General features: G+C 71.6%; 11 protein-coding genes, 1 tRNA gene and 1 other RNA gene. 7 read left to right on the forward strand and 6 right to left on the reverse strand.

Features of this window, described 5'->3' with window-relative positions; translation table 11 throughout:
- Window positions 1–2: 2 nt before the first annotated feature.
- Window positions 3–1,493 carry a D-alanyl-D-alanine carboxypeptidase/D-alanyl-D-alanine-endopeptidase gene (gene dacB / locus KY462_05370; protein MBW3577160.1) on the reverse strand — a complete coding sequence of 497 codons (1,491 nt, stop codon included), beginning with the start codon at window positions 1,491–1,493 and terminating at the stop codon, window positions 3–5.
- Window positions 1,484–2,644, reverse strand: coding sequence for a MarP family serine protease (locus KY462_05375; protein MBW3577161.1), 1,161 nt, complete (start codon window positions 2,642–2,644; stop codon window positions 1,484–1,486). The genes dacB and KY462_05375 overlap by 10 nt, the downstream gene beginning before the upstream one ends.
- A gap of 74 nt (window positions 2,645–2,718) precedes the next feature.
- Between KY462_05375 and KY462_05380 the strand changes: the two genes are divergently transcribed.
- Complete coding sequence (locus KY462_05380; protein ID MBW3577162.1) at window positions 2,719–4,248, forward strand: glucose-6-phosphate isomerase; 1,530 nt, start codon at window positions 2,719–2,721, stop codon at window positions 4,246–4,248.
- A 47-nt stretch (window positions 4,249–4,295) separates the two neighbouring features.
- Here KY462_05380 and KY462_05385 read toward each other — a convergent pair.
- Window positions 4,296–4,369: transfer RNA gene (locus KY462_05385), tRNA-Val, on the reverse strand.
- Window positions 4,370–4,407: 38 nt separating this feature from the next.
- On the opposite strand from KY462_05385, the gene KY462_05390 reads away from it, so the two are divergent.
- Both KY462_05390 and KY462_05395 read left to right on the forward strand, forming a co-directional pair.
- Window positions 4,408–5,544, forward strand: coding sequence for a Nif3-like dinuclear metal center hexameric protein (locus tag KY462_05390; GenBank protein ID MBW3577163.1), 1,137 nt, complete (start codon window positions 4,408–4,410; stop codon window positions 5,542–5,544).
- A gap of 36 nt (window positions 5,545–5,580) precedes the next feature.
- Window positions 5,581–6,312, forward strand: coding sequence for a hypothetical protein (locus tag KY462_05395; GenBank protein MBW3577164.1), 732 nt, complete (start codon window positions 5,581–5,583; stop codon window positions 6,310–6,312).
- A 4-nt stretch (window positions 6,313–6,316) separates the two neighbouring features.
- Here the strand turns inward: KY462_05395 and KY462_05400 are convergent, their stop codons facing one another.
- Both KY462_05400 and KY462_05405 read right to left on the reverse strand, forming a co-directional pair.
- Window positions 6,317–7,753, reverse strand: a complete 1,437-nt coding sequence (locus KY462_05400; GenBank protein MBW3577165.1) for a trehalose-6-phosphate synthase — start codon at window positions 7,751–7,753, stop codon at window positions 6,317–6,319.
- A 69-nt stretch (window positions 7,754–7,822) separates the two neighbouring features.
- Window positions 7,823–8,626: an aminotransferase class IV gene (locus KY462_05405; protein ID MBW3577166.1), complete on the reverse strand. Its 804-nt coding sequence runs from the start codon at window positions 8,624–8,626 to the stop codon at window positions 7,823–7,825.
- Window positions 8,627–8,772: 146 nt separating this feature from the next.
- On the opposite strand from KY462_05405, the gene rnpB reads away from it, so the two are divergent.
- Both rnpB and KY462_05415 read left to right on the forward strand, forming a co-directional pair.
- An RNA gene (rnpB, locus tag KY462_05410) (RNase P RNA component class A) lies at window positions 8,773–9,136 on the forward strand.
- A 24-nt stretch (window positions 9,137–9,160) separates the two neighbouring features.
- Window positions 9,161–10,567: an amidase gene (locus tag KY462_05415; GenBank protein ID MBW3577167.1), complete on the forward strand. Its 1,407-nt coding sequence runs from the start codon at window positions 9,161–9,163 to the stop codon at window positions 10,565–10,567.
- Between the two features lie 32 nt (window positions 10,568–10,599).
- On the opposite strand, the gene KY462_05420 is transcribed toward KY462_05415, so the two are convergent.
- On the reverse strand, window positions 10,600–12,021 hold the full coding sequence (locus KY462_05420) for an NAD-dependent succinate-semialdehyde dehydrogenase (GenBank protein MBW3577168.1): 1,422 nt from the start codon (window positions 12,019–12,021) through the stop codon (window positions 10,600–10,602).
- A 148-nt stretch (window positions 12,022–12,169) separates the two neighbouring features.
- Here KY462_05420 and hemE point away from each other — a divergent pair, with 148 nt between their 5' ends.
- Together hemE and hemG are read left to right on the forward strand one after the other, a co-directional pair.
- The gene (hemE, locus tag KY462_05425; GenBank protein MBW3577169.1) at window positions 12,170–13,282 is read left to right on the forward strand and encodes a uroporphyrinogen decarboxylase; all 1,113 of its coding nucleotides are present in this window, start codon (window positions 12,170–12,172) and stop codon (window positions 13,280–13,282) included.
- A complete protein-coding gene (gene hemG, locus KY462_05430) occupies window positions 13,272–14,627 on the forward strand; it encodes a protoporphyrinogen oxidase (protein ID MBW3577170.1) in 1,356 nt (451 codons plus the stop codon). The genes hemE and hemG overlap by 11 nt, the downstream gene beginning before the upstream one ends.
- The last annotated feature ends 3 nt before the right edge of the window (window positions 14,628–14,630 follow it).

Genomic DNA, 14,630 nt, shown 5'->3' on the forward strand with positions numbered 1-14,630 from the left:
GATCACACGGTGCAGCGCAGCTCGTAGGGATCGACCAGCGGGGGCACCGACACCGGCCGTGGCGCCGGCGGCAGCGTGATCCGCTCGCAGCCGTCCAGGTGGGCGACGATCGACACGGCGAGTTCGTCCTGCAGCTCCAGGACCCGCCAACGGCCGGCTCCGGCGAGGTCGTTGGCGAGGACGGCGAAGTGGTAGGCACGGTCGTCGGATCCGCGGATGCGGCCGACCAGCCCGCGCACGTCCTCGAGCGTTCCGGTCTTCCCGCGCAGCCGCCCCGTCGCGATCGTGCCGCCCAGTCGCTGCTTCAACGTGCCGGTGACGCCGGCAACCGCGAGGAGATCGCGCCAAGCAGGACCGACCGGTGAGCCGTGCAGCGCCAGGTCGAGGCGTGCCAGGAACCCGGCGCTGACCCGGTTCGTCCGCGACAGGCCGGAACCGTCGGCCAGCCGGACCCCGGTCCAGTCCAGTCCGAGATTCTCCAGTGCACCACGCACCGCCGCTTCGGCGCCCGCCCAGGTCCCATCCCCCGTCGTGCGCGCCCCGATCGTGCGGAAGATCGCGTCGGCGAAGTGGTTGTCGCTGTCGCGCAGTGTGTGGCGGAGCAGCTCCAGGAGCGGCGGGCTCGACACGTGGCCGACGTCGATGGGGGCCGGTGGGGGGCTGAACGACGAGCGTGTGGCACCGCTGATCGTCACACCACGTTCGGTGAGCAGATCCGCCAAGGCCCGGGCCGCCTCGGCGGCCGGGTCGGAGGTGGGTTCGATCAGCACCCGCCCGCGGTCTTCGACCTTGAGGCCACCGTCGACGGTCAGGCCGGAGACCGGTCGGGCGTCGTGGTCGTCGAGGTAGCGCGCCGGCCAACCCTCGGCCAGCGGTTGGTCGGCGAAAACGCGGGGGTCGGCCACCACGTCGCCGGTGACGTGACGGATTCCGGCCGCAACCACTCGGTCGGCCAGCGCCTCCAGGGGCGTGCGTGGTCGGGTGGGGTAGACCTGGGCGCCGTACAGCGGTGTGGTCAGGGCCGGATCGCCGCTCCCGACCACGACCAGATCGCCGTCGAGTGCCCCATCGGGGCGGACGGGGGCGGTGGCGCGGACGGGCGTCACGTACTGGTACTGGGGACCCAGCGTGGCGAGCGCCGCGGCGGCCGTGACGACCTTCAGCGTGGATGCGGGTAGCAACAGCTGGTCTCCGCGGTGGTCGTAGACCGTGCGACCGTGCTCGTTCAAGATCGTGACAGCCATCTGGTGGCCGGCCAGCTCCTCGGTGCGGTGCACGAGCGCGGTGACCCGCGACCGCAGAACCGGATCGAAGTTGCGCTGCGGGATGGGTTCGACGCGGAGCGGCGGCGCGGCAACGGCCGCGGTGCCGACCCCGCTTGACGATGGGGTCGGGGTGCTGACCGCGGCAGGAGCCGGGGCCGTGCAGGAAACCGCCGCCAACGCAGCAGCAGCGACGCCTGTGCGGACGGAGACGCGGTCGATCACAGGCACGGTCCCGTGCTCACCGCCTGAGCGCCAGCTGGAAGCACCGCGCGCAGTTCCTGATCGGTGAGTGCGTAGGCGGTCTGCGGTCGGTCGGGCGCGATCGCGAACGCCACCGCGACGACCGCTCCGTCGGAGCGCACCACCGCTGCGCCGGAGTCGCCTTGGCTCAGGTCCGCCGACAGGACGTACACCTGTCGCCGCACCTGGCTCTGGCCGTAGATGTCGCGACCGACGGCGGTCAGCTGCTGGCGGATCGCCATCGGGGCGATGCGCAGCTGGTCCTGGCCGAGGGGGTAGCCGAACACTGCTCCTTCGGCACCGGGTTCGCCATCGGAGACGGGGAGGGAAGGGCGCCCCAGCCCGGGCACGCGGAGCACCGCCAGGTCGCGGTCGCTGTCGAAGGTCACCACGGTCGCCGGCAGCCGGGCCCCGTCGTTGCGCAGGACCTGGACCGTCTCGGCGCCGGCGACCACGTGCGCGTTGGTGACCACCGTGTCACCGGCGGCGACGAAACCGCTGCCCTCCTGCAAGCGTCGGCAGGCCTGCACCTCGACGGCGACAGCCGACTGCGCCACCTGCTGCTGCACAGCGGCCGGCATCGGGATCGCGCCGGGCGGCGGGCCGACGTCGGGTGCGGGGCGCAACCCACTGAAGACCTCGGGGAACGGCGTCTTCCCGACCAGCTTCCGCAGCGCCCGGACGTGATCGGGCGGGGGTGGCGTCACCTCGTCGAGGGCGGTGAGCAACGTCGAGGTGCGGGTGAGCTGTGCGAGCGCGCCTGGGAAGTCGGCGAAGGCTGGGGTCAGAAGCCACAGCAGCGCCCCGACGCCGACGATCCCGGCGATGGCGCCCGCACCCCGGTCGACCTGGCGGGCGGGGCCGTGCGGCACCCACCGCAGTAACCCGGCGCCGATCGTGTACCCGATCGCCTGCCCGAGCATGGCTGCGCCCAGCACCACCCCGATGGCGACCAGGAGGGACGTCAAGGGGTCGGTCCCACCGAACGCCGAGACCGCCGGGGTGACCAGGAGCGTGCCGATGACCAGCCCGCCCAGCGCCCCACCCCAGGACCCGACCCGCAGTAGGAAGCCCATCTGGAACCCGCCGCCTGCAGCCATCAGCGCCACCACGGCGATCAGCACGTCGAGGACGTTCACCCGGTCGCTCGGCCCCTGTCGCGACAGCGAGGTGCGATCCTAACCTCGACCCGGACGAACCCAGGAGGAGCGGTTTGACGGAGCTGGGCCCCATCGCCGACGAGGTGGCGGCCACCCTCTCGCGGCTCGAGGAGCGCGAGGCGGTCCGACGCGTCTGGGAACGCGACCACACCCTGTGGCAGGACGATCCCGTGGAGGTCGCCGACCGGCTGGGCTGGCTCGACACTCCCCGCGAGATGCGCCACGGTTTCGATCGGCTCGCCGCCTTCGCGACACAGGTCTGCGAGGACGGCATCACCGACGTGGTCCTGAGCGGGATGGGCGGCTCCAGCCTCTTCCCTGAGGTGGTGGCGCGGACCTTCCCCGCCGTCGACGGCTACCCCCGGCTCCACGTCCTGGACTCCACCGACCCGGCGGCGGTCCGCCGCGCCGGCGAGGTCGCGCCGATCGAGCAGATCCTGTTCGTCGTGTCGTCCAAGTCCGGGACCACCACCGAGACCCGCAGCCACCTGGCGTACTTCTGGGAGGCCACCGGTCAGCGCGGTGACCAGTTCGTGGCCATCACCGACCCGGGGACGGAACTGGCTGACCTGGCCCGCGACCAGGGTTTCCGCCGGGTGTTCGAGAACCGCCCGGATATCGGCGGTCGTTTCTCGGCGCTGTCGTACTTCGGCCTCGTCCCTGCCGCGCTGGCGGGGGTGGACGTCGAGGAGCTCCTCGACCGTGCCATCGAGGCCAGCGACGCCTGCGGACCGCATGTTCCGGCGAGCGAGAACCCCGGCGCATGGCTCGGCGCGGTGCTGGGCACGGCCGCTCGTGCGGGGCGCGACAAGCTGACGCTCCTGCTGCCAGAGGACCTGTCGGCGTTCGCCGACTGGGTGGAGCAGCTGATCGCGGAATCGACCGGGAAGTACGACACAGGGATCGTGCCGGTGGTCGGCGAGCCGTTCGGTCGTCCCGAGGTGTACGGCGACGACCGGATGTTCGTTGCTGACGCCGCCGCAGCGGCGAGCGAGGAACTGGCCGCAGCGAACCAGCCCGTCGTGGACTTCAACGCGACCCAACCGTTGGACCTGGGAGCCGAAGCGTTCCGGTGGGAGCTGGCCACGTCCTTGGCCGGCACGGTGCTGGGCATCAACCCCTTCGACCAGCCCGACGTCGACGCCGCCAAGCGTGCCGCGGCCGAGGCGCTTGACTCGGAGCCGGCTGAGCGGCCCGAGGAGCCCCTGGAGCCGCTCCTGGAGGAGGTCCGTCCCGGCGACTACCTGGCGATCCTGGCCTACGTCGACCCGGCCTCACCGCTGGTGGATCAGCTGCAGAAGGTGCGTGTGGCGCTGCGAGACCGCCTGCGTGTGGCGACCAGCCTCGGGATCGGACCGCGGTACCTGCACTCGACCGGGCAGCTGCACAAGGGTGGCCCGTCCAGCGGGGTCTTCGTCCAGGTGGTGGCCGAACCCGACGACGACATCCCCGTGCCGGGTGAGTCGTACACGTTCGGCACGTTGCTGCGTGCGCAGGCGGCCGGCGACCTCGATGTCTTGAACAAACGTGGTCGGCGGGCGCGGCGGGTCGCGCTCGACGAGCTCCTCGACGTCGACACCTGACCGGCGGTCCGCCCGTTGCGACGTCCCCGGCGATCCACACGCGACGGTGGGCGCGGACGGTTTCGAACCGCCGACCTCTCGGGTGTAAACCGAGCGCTCTCCCAGACTGAGCTACGCGCCCAGTCGATGATGGTACGGCCGCGCTCGCTTGGAGGCAGGATGACTGACACCGTCGGAGACTGGGTGGACCTCGTCCACACCCGTTACCCGCCGGAACACGCCACCGACTGGGATCAGGTCGGTCTGCAGGTCGGCGACCGCAGCTGGCCGGTGAACCGGGTCCTGATCACTCTCGACGTGACCTCGGCCGTGGTGGCGGAGGCGGCAGCTGGCCCGCCGACGCTGGTGGTGGCCCATCACCCGTTGCTGTTCCGCCCGCTGCGGCGCCTCACTGCCGACACCGCCAGCGGCCGTGTGGCGCTGGCGGCAGCGCGCGCCGCTGTCGCGGTGCTGGCAGCCCACACCAACCTCGACGTCGCCCAGGACGGGGCGGGGACGTCCGATCCCGTCATGCGGTGTCTCGACATCGTCGACCCCGATCCGCTCACGCACCAGCCGGCAGCCGGCGGCGAGATGAAGCTCGTCACGTTCGTCCCACCGGAGCACGTCGGTCGGGTCCTTGATGCACTGGCCGCGGTGGGCGCCGGGGTCATCGGCGACTACGAGCGCTGCTCGTTTCGTGTGCGGGGCACCGGCACCTTCCGGCCCCGCACGGGCGCCGACCCGCACGTCGGCACGGTCGGGCGGGACAACCAGGTGGTCGAGGACCGGCTCGAGATCGTCGTCCCGGCGGAGCGCATCGCCCCGGCCGTGGCCGCCCTGCTGCGCACGCACCCCTACGAGGAGGTCGCCTACGACCTGTACCCGCTCGCCCGCGGAGATCGCGCGTCGTTCGGTCGGGTCGGCGACCTGCCACGTCCGGGTGCGTTGCGCGAGGTGGCGACCCGCATCCGTGACCGGCTACCGGCACCGCACCTGCGCTACGCCGGAGACCCGGACCGCACCATCCGGCGGGTCGCGGCTGTCGGCGGCTCCGGACAGGGCTTCGTCACCGAGGCGCTCCGCGCGGGAGCTGACGTCCTGGTCACCGGCGACCTGAAGCACCACGGCGTCCTCGACGCCCTCGAGTCCGGCCTGGCCATGATCGATGCCGGCCACCACGCCACCGAACACGCCGCGATCGAGCCCTGGCTGCAGCGCCTACAGGCCGACGCGCGCCGGCAGGGCCTGCGCGCCGACCTGGTAGCGTCCCGCACGTCGACGGTGCCCTGGGTGGGCGACGCAGCCGGGCCCTGACCTGACGCCCTGACCTGATCCACGGAAGCGACGCACGTGCCCGACGAGCCCGGCCCTCCCGCTGTGGAAGGGTTGCTCTGCCTCCAGGACGCCGAGATCACGATCCGGCAGCTCGAACGGCGGCTCGAGGACCTGCCCGAGCAGGCCGACCTCGACGTGGTCCGACAGGAGGCGGCTGCGCTCAAGGCGGAGCAGGACGCACACCGCCTCGACCGGGATCTGCTCGACTCCCAGATCCGCCGGCTCGAAAGTGAGTTGTCCGTCCTGCAGCAGCGGCGTGATGCGGAGCGGTCACGCCTGTACGGCGGGGGCATCGCCAACCCCCGCGAGCTCCAGGCGCTGCGCGCCGACCTCGACCACGTCACCGGCCGCATCGAGCAGCTCGAGGACGAGCTGCTGGACGTCATGGAGAGGCGCGAGGCGTTGACCGGCACGATCGACCAGCTCGAGGAACGTCGCCAGGCGCTCGCTCCGCGCGCGGAGGAACTGACCAAGGCCCGCGACGAGGCCGCCAAGGACGTCCTCGCGGAGCTGGCCGAGGCCAGGGTGCGACGCGACGCCGAGCGCGGTGCCGTGCCCGACGATCTCCTGCGCCGCTACGAGGCCTCCAGGTCCCGCCATGGTGAGGTCGGTGTGGGACGGCTGGAGGGGACCATGTGCAGCGCATGCCGACTGGAGCTCACCCCGCTGGAGATCAGCGAGCTGCGCAGCGGTCCACCGGTCGGGACGTGTCCGCAGTGCCAACGGCTGCTGGTCGCCATCGAGTGAGCGTTCAACGGCTGGATGTTGCCCGTCGGATGTCGCGCAGCTGTCCCTCCACCCAGGCGTACACATCGTTGTCGTGCACGCGGGCTGCCATGCGCTCGAGGCGTTCGCGGCGGTCGTCGGGGTCGAGCTCCAGCGCCTCTTCGATCCGTGCCGACAGGCCCTCAACGTCGAACGGGTTGCACGTCACGGCCTCCGGGAGGTCGTCCGCCGCGCCCGTGAACTCGCTGAGCACCAGCGCGCCGAACCCCTCGCCGGCCGCCTGGCACACCACGAACTCCTTCGCGATCAGGTTCATGCCGTCCTTCAACGGCGTGACCAGGGCCACGTTGGCCAGGCGGTAGTAGGCCACCAGCCGTTGTTGGGGCACGCCACGGTGCACGTAGTAGACGGGGATGTCGCCTCCGGGATCGGTGAACCGTCCGTTGATGCGACCGACCTCCTGTTCCACGTCGGCACGCAGCTGGCGGTACTCCTGCACGTTCTCGCGGCTGGGCACCGCGATCTGCACGAACGCGAGCTTCCCACGTAGGTCGTTGCGGCGCTCCAGCAGCAGCTCGATGGCCTTCAGGCGCGCGTGGATGCCCTTGGTGTAGTCGAGGCGGTCAACGCCCAGGACCACCGTCCGCCCCGCGAACTGCTCGCGGAGGCTGGCGAGTTCCCTCTGCGCGTCCTCGTTCGTGGCCATCGACGCGAACGCCGCCGCGTCGATCGAGACCGGGTGCCCCCCGGTCGACACCCGTCGCCCCTCGGGGAGGACCACCTCGTGGTTCTCGACCCCGATCTTGTGCGGAAGCAGGCGGTCGACCGCGCCGAGGAAGTTGTCGCGGAAGCGGTCGGTGTGGAACGCGACGAGGTCCGCACCGAGCAGCCCCTCGAGGATCTCCTCCCGCCACGGCAGCCGGGCGAACAGCTCCGGAGGCGGGAACGGGATGTGCAGGAAGAACCCGATCGGGTTGTCTGGACGCCGTTCGCGTAGGAGCCGCGGCAGCAACGTCAGGTGGTAGTCGTGCACCCACAACAGCGGCTCACGGTCACCGTCGAATCCAACCTGCTCCGAAGCCTCGGCGAAGATGTGGTTGACCTCCTGGTACGTCTCCCACAACCCGCGCTCGAACACCGGCTCCTTGACGAGGTCGTGGAACAGGGGCCACAGCGTGCGGTTGGCGAAGCCGTAGTAGTAGCCCTGCAGCTGCGCGTGCGACAGGCTGATCGGGATCAGCTCGATGTCCACGCCGTCCAAGTGGCGAGGCACGTCGTCGGCGCCGCCGTTCCACCCCATCCAGGCACCGTCCTGACTCTCCATGATCGGGAGCAGTGCGGTGACCAGCCCGCCGGTGCTCGGCTTCCAGCTGCCCTGCTGTTTCTTCACGGGCAGCCGGTTGGCGATGGCGACGAGCGGGCGATCGATCAGCTGTTGCGGGTCCCCGTTGCGGGCGCACACCGTCGCCTCCTCATGCGTCGTGGCCACCTTAGTGGTTGCCGGTCGGGCCGTTCCCGGGTGCTGCGGTCGTCAGGGAAGCGGGTCGAGGTTGGCGTCGATGTGGGCCTGGAACGCCTCCCGGGTCGCCTCGGTGACGGGGCCTGGGGCGGGGAACTCCGCGTCGCCGACGGCGTGAACCGCGACGACGGGGCGCGTGGCCGACAGCACGAACACCTCCTGAGCGGCCAGCAGGTCGTCGAGCGGATGCACGCCGAGACGGACGTCGATGACCCCGCGGAGCTGCGCCAGCGTGATCGAGTCGAGGATCGGTAGCTGGCGTGGGTCGGGGGAGTGGATCCGGTCGGCTCGGACCCACGCGATCGCGGCCGTGGGGACCTCCAGGACGGTCCCGCCGGAGGTGATCAGCGCATCGTCGGCGTGCTGGCGTTGGGCCTCCCGTGTGGCGTAGGTGTTGACCGCGTACGACAGCGTCTTCACACCGCTCAGGGCCGTGCGCCACGGCAGCTCCATCGGTTGCAGCGCGAAGCTCTTCGGCCAGGTCGACTGGTACACCAGGCCCCGGACGGTCCCACCGCGGGTCACGATCAGCCTCACGGCGCCGTCCCGCTCACCCCAGGCGGCCAGCAGGTCGGTGACGACCTGCCGCAGGCTCGGCAGACGGATGCCCAGAGCCTTCGCCGAGCGCCGCATCCGCGCGAGGTGTCCTTCCAGGGCGTGGGTCCGTCCGCGCCGGACCAGGATCGCCTCGAACACGGCGTCGCCACGCAGGAAGCCGTCGTCGAGGAGGGGGACGGTCGCCTCGCTGGCGGGCAGGACGCGACCCTCCGCCCACGCGATCGGGCGTGCCTGACGGGTCCCTTCGGTCTGAGCCACGGCGCCATCCTCGCAGACGCTGCGGTGATCTGGCACCCGCCGCCGTGCTGGCCCCGCGCGGGATGGTCCCAGGCCAACTTCGCGTTGTACACGGTGCGACAGGGGCGCCCCCCACCGCGGTGACGTACCCTGCCGGCGATGCGGGAGGAGCGGCCAGGCGACCGCGGCGCCGACGACGGTGTCGAGGAAAGTCCGGACTCCACAGGGCAGGATGCTGGGTAACTCCCAGGCGCGGTGACGCGCGGAAAGCGCAACAGAGAGCAGACCGCCTCCGCCACGCGGAGGTAAGGGTGAAACGGTGGTGTAAGAGACCACCAGCGTCCCAGGTGACTGGGATGGCTAGGCAAGCCCCATCCGGAGCAAGGCCAAGCAGGGACAGGGTGGCCCGCCCGCGACGTCCCAGGTAGGCCGCTAGAGGCGTCGGGTAACCGGCGTCCCAGAGAGATGGTCGCCACCCGCCGTTCGCAACGGCGGCGGGGACAGGATCCGGCTTACCGGCCGACTCCTCCCGCATCCCACCGACGGGAGTGAGCGGTGTCAGACCTCGCGTTCGCCCCTGCGCTCGAGCAGGCCCGGCTGATCCGCGACCGTGAGGTGTCGTCGCGGGAACTCATCGAGCTGTACCTGCGTCGGATCGAGGCGCACGACCACGCCCTGAACAGCTACGTGCGGGTACTGGCCGAGCAGGCACGGCAGATCGCCGCAGCCAAGGACCAGCAGACCACCCGGGGTGGTTCCTTGCCGCCGTTCCACGGCGTTCCTGTCTCGATCAAGGAGATGAACCTGCTGGAAGGATCGCCCGCGACGATGGGCTCTCGGGCGCTGGCTGACCTGATCGCTCCGGCCGACGACGAGGTCGTCGCACGACTCAAGCGAGCGGGCATGGTGCCCCTGGGCAAGACCAACGTCCCGGAACTGGGGACAGTGCCCTACACCGAACCGGTGCTGTTCGGTGCGGCCCGCAACCCGTGGAACCGCGGGCACACGCCCGGTGGGTCCTCAGGCGGGGCGGCGGCCGCGTTGGCGGCGGGGTTGTGTCCCGCGTCGCAGGGTTCGGACGGCGGCGGGTCCCTGCGGATCCCCGCTTCCAACACCGGAGTGGTCGGGCTCAAGCCGACCCGCGACCGGGTCAGCAACGCCCCGCTGTTCGGCGACATCGGCTTCGGGTTCGTCGCCCACGGCATGCTCACCCGCACGGTCGCCGACGGGGCGGCGTTCCTGGACGTTCTGGCCGGCTACGTCCCCGGCGACCCCGGGATGCTCCCCCCGCCTGCGCGGCCGTTCCGCGACGAGGTCGGACAGGATCCCGGACGCGTCCGGGTCGGCGTGTTCCGCGAAGGGCCAGACGGGCCCTACGCCCCGCAGGTCCGCGACGCCCTCGACCACGTTTGCGCGTCCCTCGACCAGCTCGGCCACGAGGTCGTCGAGAGCGACGGCGCCGTCCCCGACCACGTCACCACAGCGTTCGAGGAGACGTGGGCTGCGCTGGTCGCCAGCCAACCGCTGCAGCGCGACAGGTTCGAGCCGATCAACCAGTGGCTCGCCGAGTGGGGCGATCAGCTCACCGGCGGAGAGGTCCTGGCCAACCAGTTCCAGCTGCAGCTGTTCTGCCGGGCTTTCCAGGCCCGCTTCCACGACGAGTTCGACCAGCTGGTGTTCCCGGTGGTGACCCGCCTTCCGCTGCGGGTCGGGGAGTTCGCCGACCTGGAGCCAGCCCACACGTGGGCCGCGGTCAAGCACTACGTCGGTGTCACCCCGCTGATCAACGCCACCGGCCAGCCCGCGGTGTCGCTCCCGGTGCACCGCGACGTCGCCACCGGACTGCCGATCGGCATCCAGCTGGTCGGCCGCTTCGCCGACGAGGCCGGCGTGCTGCGCCTGGCCGGCCAGCTGGAATCGGCCCGGCCGTGGCACGACGATCGCCCGCCGGGCGTCACCTGACGACGCTGGGTGCGCGCCGCCACGGGGATGCGCTACTCGACCGGAGCGCCCTCGGGCGTGCCCCCGCGTGGGTTGACCCACACGGTCTTGACGTTGCAGAACTCCTGCGCTCCCAGCCAGCCGAGTTCCCGGCCGTACCCGGAGTCCTTCACCCCGCCGAACGGGAGTCGCGGATCGGACGTCACGATGTCGTTGACGAACACAACGCCGGACTCGACCTGCGCGGCGAGCCGTTCGCCACGGCCGACGTCCCGGGTCCAGATGGACGCGCCCAGCCCGTACCGTGACGAGTTCGCCAGCGCCACGGCCGCCTCCTCGTGTTCGGCGTCCATCACGACAGCGAACGGACCGAACGTCTCCTCCGTGCACGCAGGTGCTTCGGCGTTCGAGTCGCGGATGATCGTCGGCTGGTAGAAGAATCCGGGCCGGTCGAGTGGTTCCCCGCCGATCAGCAGCGACCCGCCGTCGTGGTGGGCGAGGGTGCGCTGCACCTGGTCGTGCAGCGTGTCACGCAGGTCGTCGCGAGCCAGGGGCCCGATCGCGGTGCCCTCGTCCATCGGGTCGCCGACCGCCATGGCCTCGACCTCGGCGCGGAAGCGCTCCAGGAAGTCCTCGTAGACGTCGCGGAGCACGATGAACCGCTTCGCGGCGATGCAGCTCTGTCCCGAGTTCTGCATGCGAGCCTTCGCCGCCGACCGGGCGGTCTGTTCCAGGTCGGCGTCGGCGAGCACGATGAACGGATCCGACCCGCCGAGTTCCAGCACGGTCTTGCGCAAGTGCTGTCCGGCGGTCGAGGCGACGGCGCGCCCAGCCCGGTCGCTGCCGGTGAGGGTCACCCCGCGGATGCGGTCATCGCCCATGATCTCGGCGAGCTCGTCGTGGTCGACCAGCAGCGCCTCGAAGCCCCCGTCGGACAGACCCGCGTGGTGGAAGATCTCCTCGATCGCCAGCGCACACCCGGTGGTGTTCCGCGAGTGGCTCAGCAGCGCCACGTTCCCCGCGGCGAGGTTCGGCACGGCGAAGCGGAACACCTGCCAGAAGGGGAAGTTCCACGGCATGATCGCCAGGACCGGCCCGATCGGGTCGTACCGCACGTACGAGCTGTGCGCGTCGGTGTGGACGGTGCGGGGCGCCAGGTAGCCGCCCGCCGCGTCCACGTAATGGCGGCACAGCCACACGCACTTGTCGATCTCGGCGCGCGACTGGGTGATCGGCTTGCCCATCTCGCGGGTGATCAGCTCGGCGTACTCATCGCGGCGCGCGTCCAGGCGGTCGGCGGCCGCGGCGAGGACCTTCACACGGTCGTCGACGGTGACGGGCCGCCACTCCTCGATCCAGAACGTCCAGGCGCGGGCCAGCTTCCAGGCGACCGCATCGTCATCGTGGGTCTGGTACGTCTCGAGTTGTTCGCCGGTCGCCGGGTTGATCGTCGTGATCACCGCTGCACCCTCCATCGTGTCCCCACGTCCATCCAACGGCGTGACAGCGTCGCCCTCAACCGTGGCCGGTGAGCTTCCGGACGTGCGCGGCGGCGGTCGAGGCAGTTGCCGCATCACCAGCTGTCCGGCACGGTAGGCGTCACAGCCAGCCCGCGGAGCCAACGTGGCCGTCGACCCGTTCCTCGCTGCCTGCCGCGGCGAGCCCCACGACCGGGTCCCGGTGTGGTTCATGCGTCAGGCGGGCCGCTCGCTCCCCGAGTACCGCCGCATCCGTGAACGCCATGCGATGCACGAGGTGATCGCCACGCCGGATCTCGCGGTGGAGGTGACCCTGCAGCCGGTGCGCCGCTACAACGTGGACGCCGCCATCCTGTTCTCCGACATCGTCACGCCACTGCAGGCGATCGGTGTGGGCATCGAGCTCCGCGAGGGGATCGGCCCGGTGATCCGAGAGCCGTTCCGCCGGCCAGCGGACGTCCAGCGGCTACGGCCCCTGGAACCCGACGAGGACATCGCCTACGTGCTCGAGACCGTCCGGACGCTGGCCTCCGAGCTGGACGTGCCGCTGATCGGTTTCGCCGGCGCCCCGTTCACCCTGGCCAGCTACCTGATCGAAGGTGGCCCTTCGAAGAACCACGCGACCACCAAGGCACTGATGTTGGGCGCCCCCGCAACCTGGCACGCGCTGGTCGAACGGCTCGCGGACATCACGTCCGCGTCGCTGCGGGCCCAGGTTGCGGCGGGAGCCCAGGCGATCCAGCTGTTCGACTCCTGGGCCGGGGCACTGACCCCCCAGGACTACGCCCAGTCGGTCCTGCCCGTCACCCGCCGTGTCCTGGAAGGCCTGTCCGACCTCGCCGTTCCCCGCATCCACTTCGGGGTCGCAACCGGCGAGCTCCTGGTGCTCCTCGCCGAGGCGGGGGCCGACGTGGTCGGTGTCGACTGGCGGGTCCCCCTCGACACCGCCCGGGCCCGCTTGGCAGGCCGCACGGTCGGCGTCCAGGGCAACCTCGACCCGGCCGTGTGTCTCGCCCCGTGGCACGTGGTGGAGGCCCGCACGCGCGATGTGCTGCGCCGTGCCGGCGGCTCTCCCCGCCACATCTTCAACCTCGGCCACGGAGTGCTCCCCGACACCGACCCGGCAACGCTGGCACGGGTCGCCGACCTCGTCCACCACGAGGGCATGGTCCGCACGACGTCGGACACCGACGCGCTCGCAAGCGGTGGCGGGGCGCGCTCGCCCGCCGACCCCGGTCGAGGTGGCCGTGCCACCTGACCACCGCGTCGCCGTGATCGGGGGCGGCATCACCGGCCTGACGGCCGCGTGGACGTTGTGCACCGCTCCCAACCCCCCGCATGTCACCCTCCTCGAGGCGGGACCGCGGCTGGGGGGGAAGCTGCACACCGAGCAGATCGACGGCGTGACGATCGAACTCGGCGCCGACGCGTTCGTGGGACACGCCGAGCCCCTGGAACTGCTACGCGAGGTCGGCTTGGGAGACGAGCTCGTCGCTCCCGACACGCGCGAGGTGTGGATCCGGTTCGGCGGCCGGTTGCACCCTCTGCCCGCCGGGCTCGTCCTGGGCGTCCCCACGCGGCTCGTGCCGCTGACTCGCTCGTCGCTGATCAGCCGCGGCGGCACGGCCCGGGCGGCGCTGGACCTGATCCTGCCGCGCCAACGCGACGTCGATGAACGATCGGTCGCTGCGCTGATCGCGCACCGGTTCGGTCGCGAGGTGCTCGAGCGTCTCGTCGAGCCGTTCCTCGCCGGGGTGTACGCGGGCGACGTCGACCAGCTCGAGGTCGCAGCAGCCACCCCCGACCTGGCCGCGGCCGCCCGCACCGGGCGGAGCCTGATGCGAGCGCTGGGCCGAGCTCGGGCAGCCTCCGGCGGCCCGACGTTCCGCAGCGTGGCGGGCGGCTTGCGCCGGTTGGTCGAGGCCTTGGCCGGGGCGCCGGGGCTGGATGTGCACATCGACAGCGTCGTGCGACGGCTGGAACCGTCCGGTGACGGGTACGTCCTCGAGCGCCCCGGCGGCTGGGATCACGCCGATGCGGCGATCGTCGCGGTGCCCGCCCCGGCCGCGGCTGCGCTGCTCCGGCACGCCGCACCGGTCGCGGCCGCCGAGCTGGACGCCATCCCCTACGCCTCCGTGGCCACCATCACGCTGGTGTACCCGCCCGGGAGCGCTCGGCTGGTGGGCAGCGGTGTGCTCGTTCCCCGGGTCGAGGAAGGGCTGGTCAAGGCGGCCACCTGGGTCAGTCAGAAGTGGGCGGGGCGCGTCGACGACGGCCGCATCGTGATCCGCGCGTCGGTTGGTCGTCACGGCGACGACGCGGCACTGCAGCTCGACGACGAAACCCTGGTGCTGGCGGTGCACCGCGAGCTGCACGACCTGGCGGGATCGGCGGCCTTGCCGGTCGCCTGGCGGGTGACACGCTGGAGGACGGCGTTACCGCAGTACGTGATCGGCCACCGCAACCGGGTGGCGCGGGTGCGCGCCGCGACACGGCAGCTGCCGGGTGTGGAGCTCGCCGGTGCTGCATACGAGGGGGTGGGCATCGCCGCGTGCGTCCGACAGGGGCGCCACGCTGCCGCCCGACTGCTCGCCCGGCGCTGACGC

The sequence above is a fragment of the Actinomycetota bacterium genome (assembly GCA_019347675.1).
GTDB lineage: Bacteria > Actinomycetota > Nitriliruptoria > Nitriliruptorales > JAHWKO01 > JAHWKW01.

Bases quoted from the DNA above. Each gene is read 5' to 3' on its own strand.
- KY462_05420 (MBW3577168.1), bottom strand. From the start codon at position 12,021: ATGGAGGGTGCAGCGGTGATCACGACGATCAACCCGGCGACCGGCGAA.
- KY462_05390 (MBW3577163.1), top strand. From the start codon at position 4,408: ATGACTGACACCGTCGGAGACTGGGTGGACCTCGTCCACACCCGTTAC.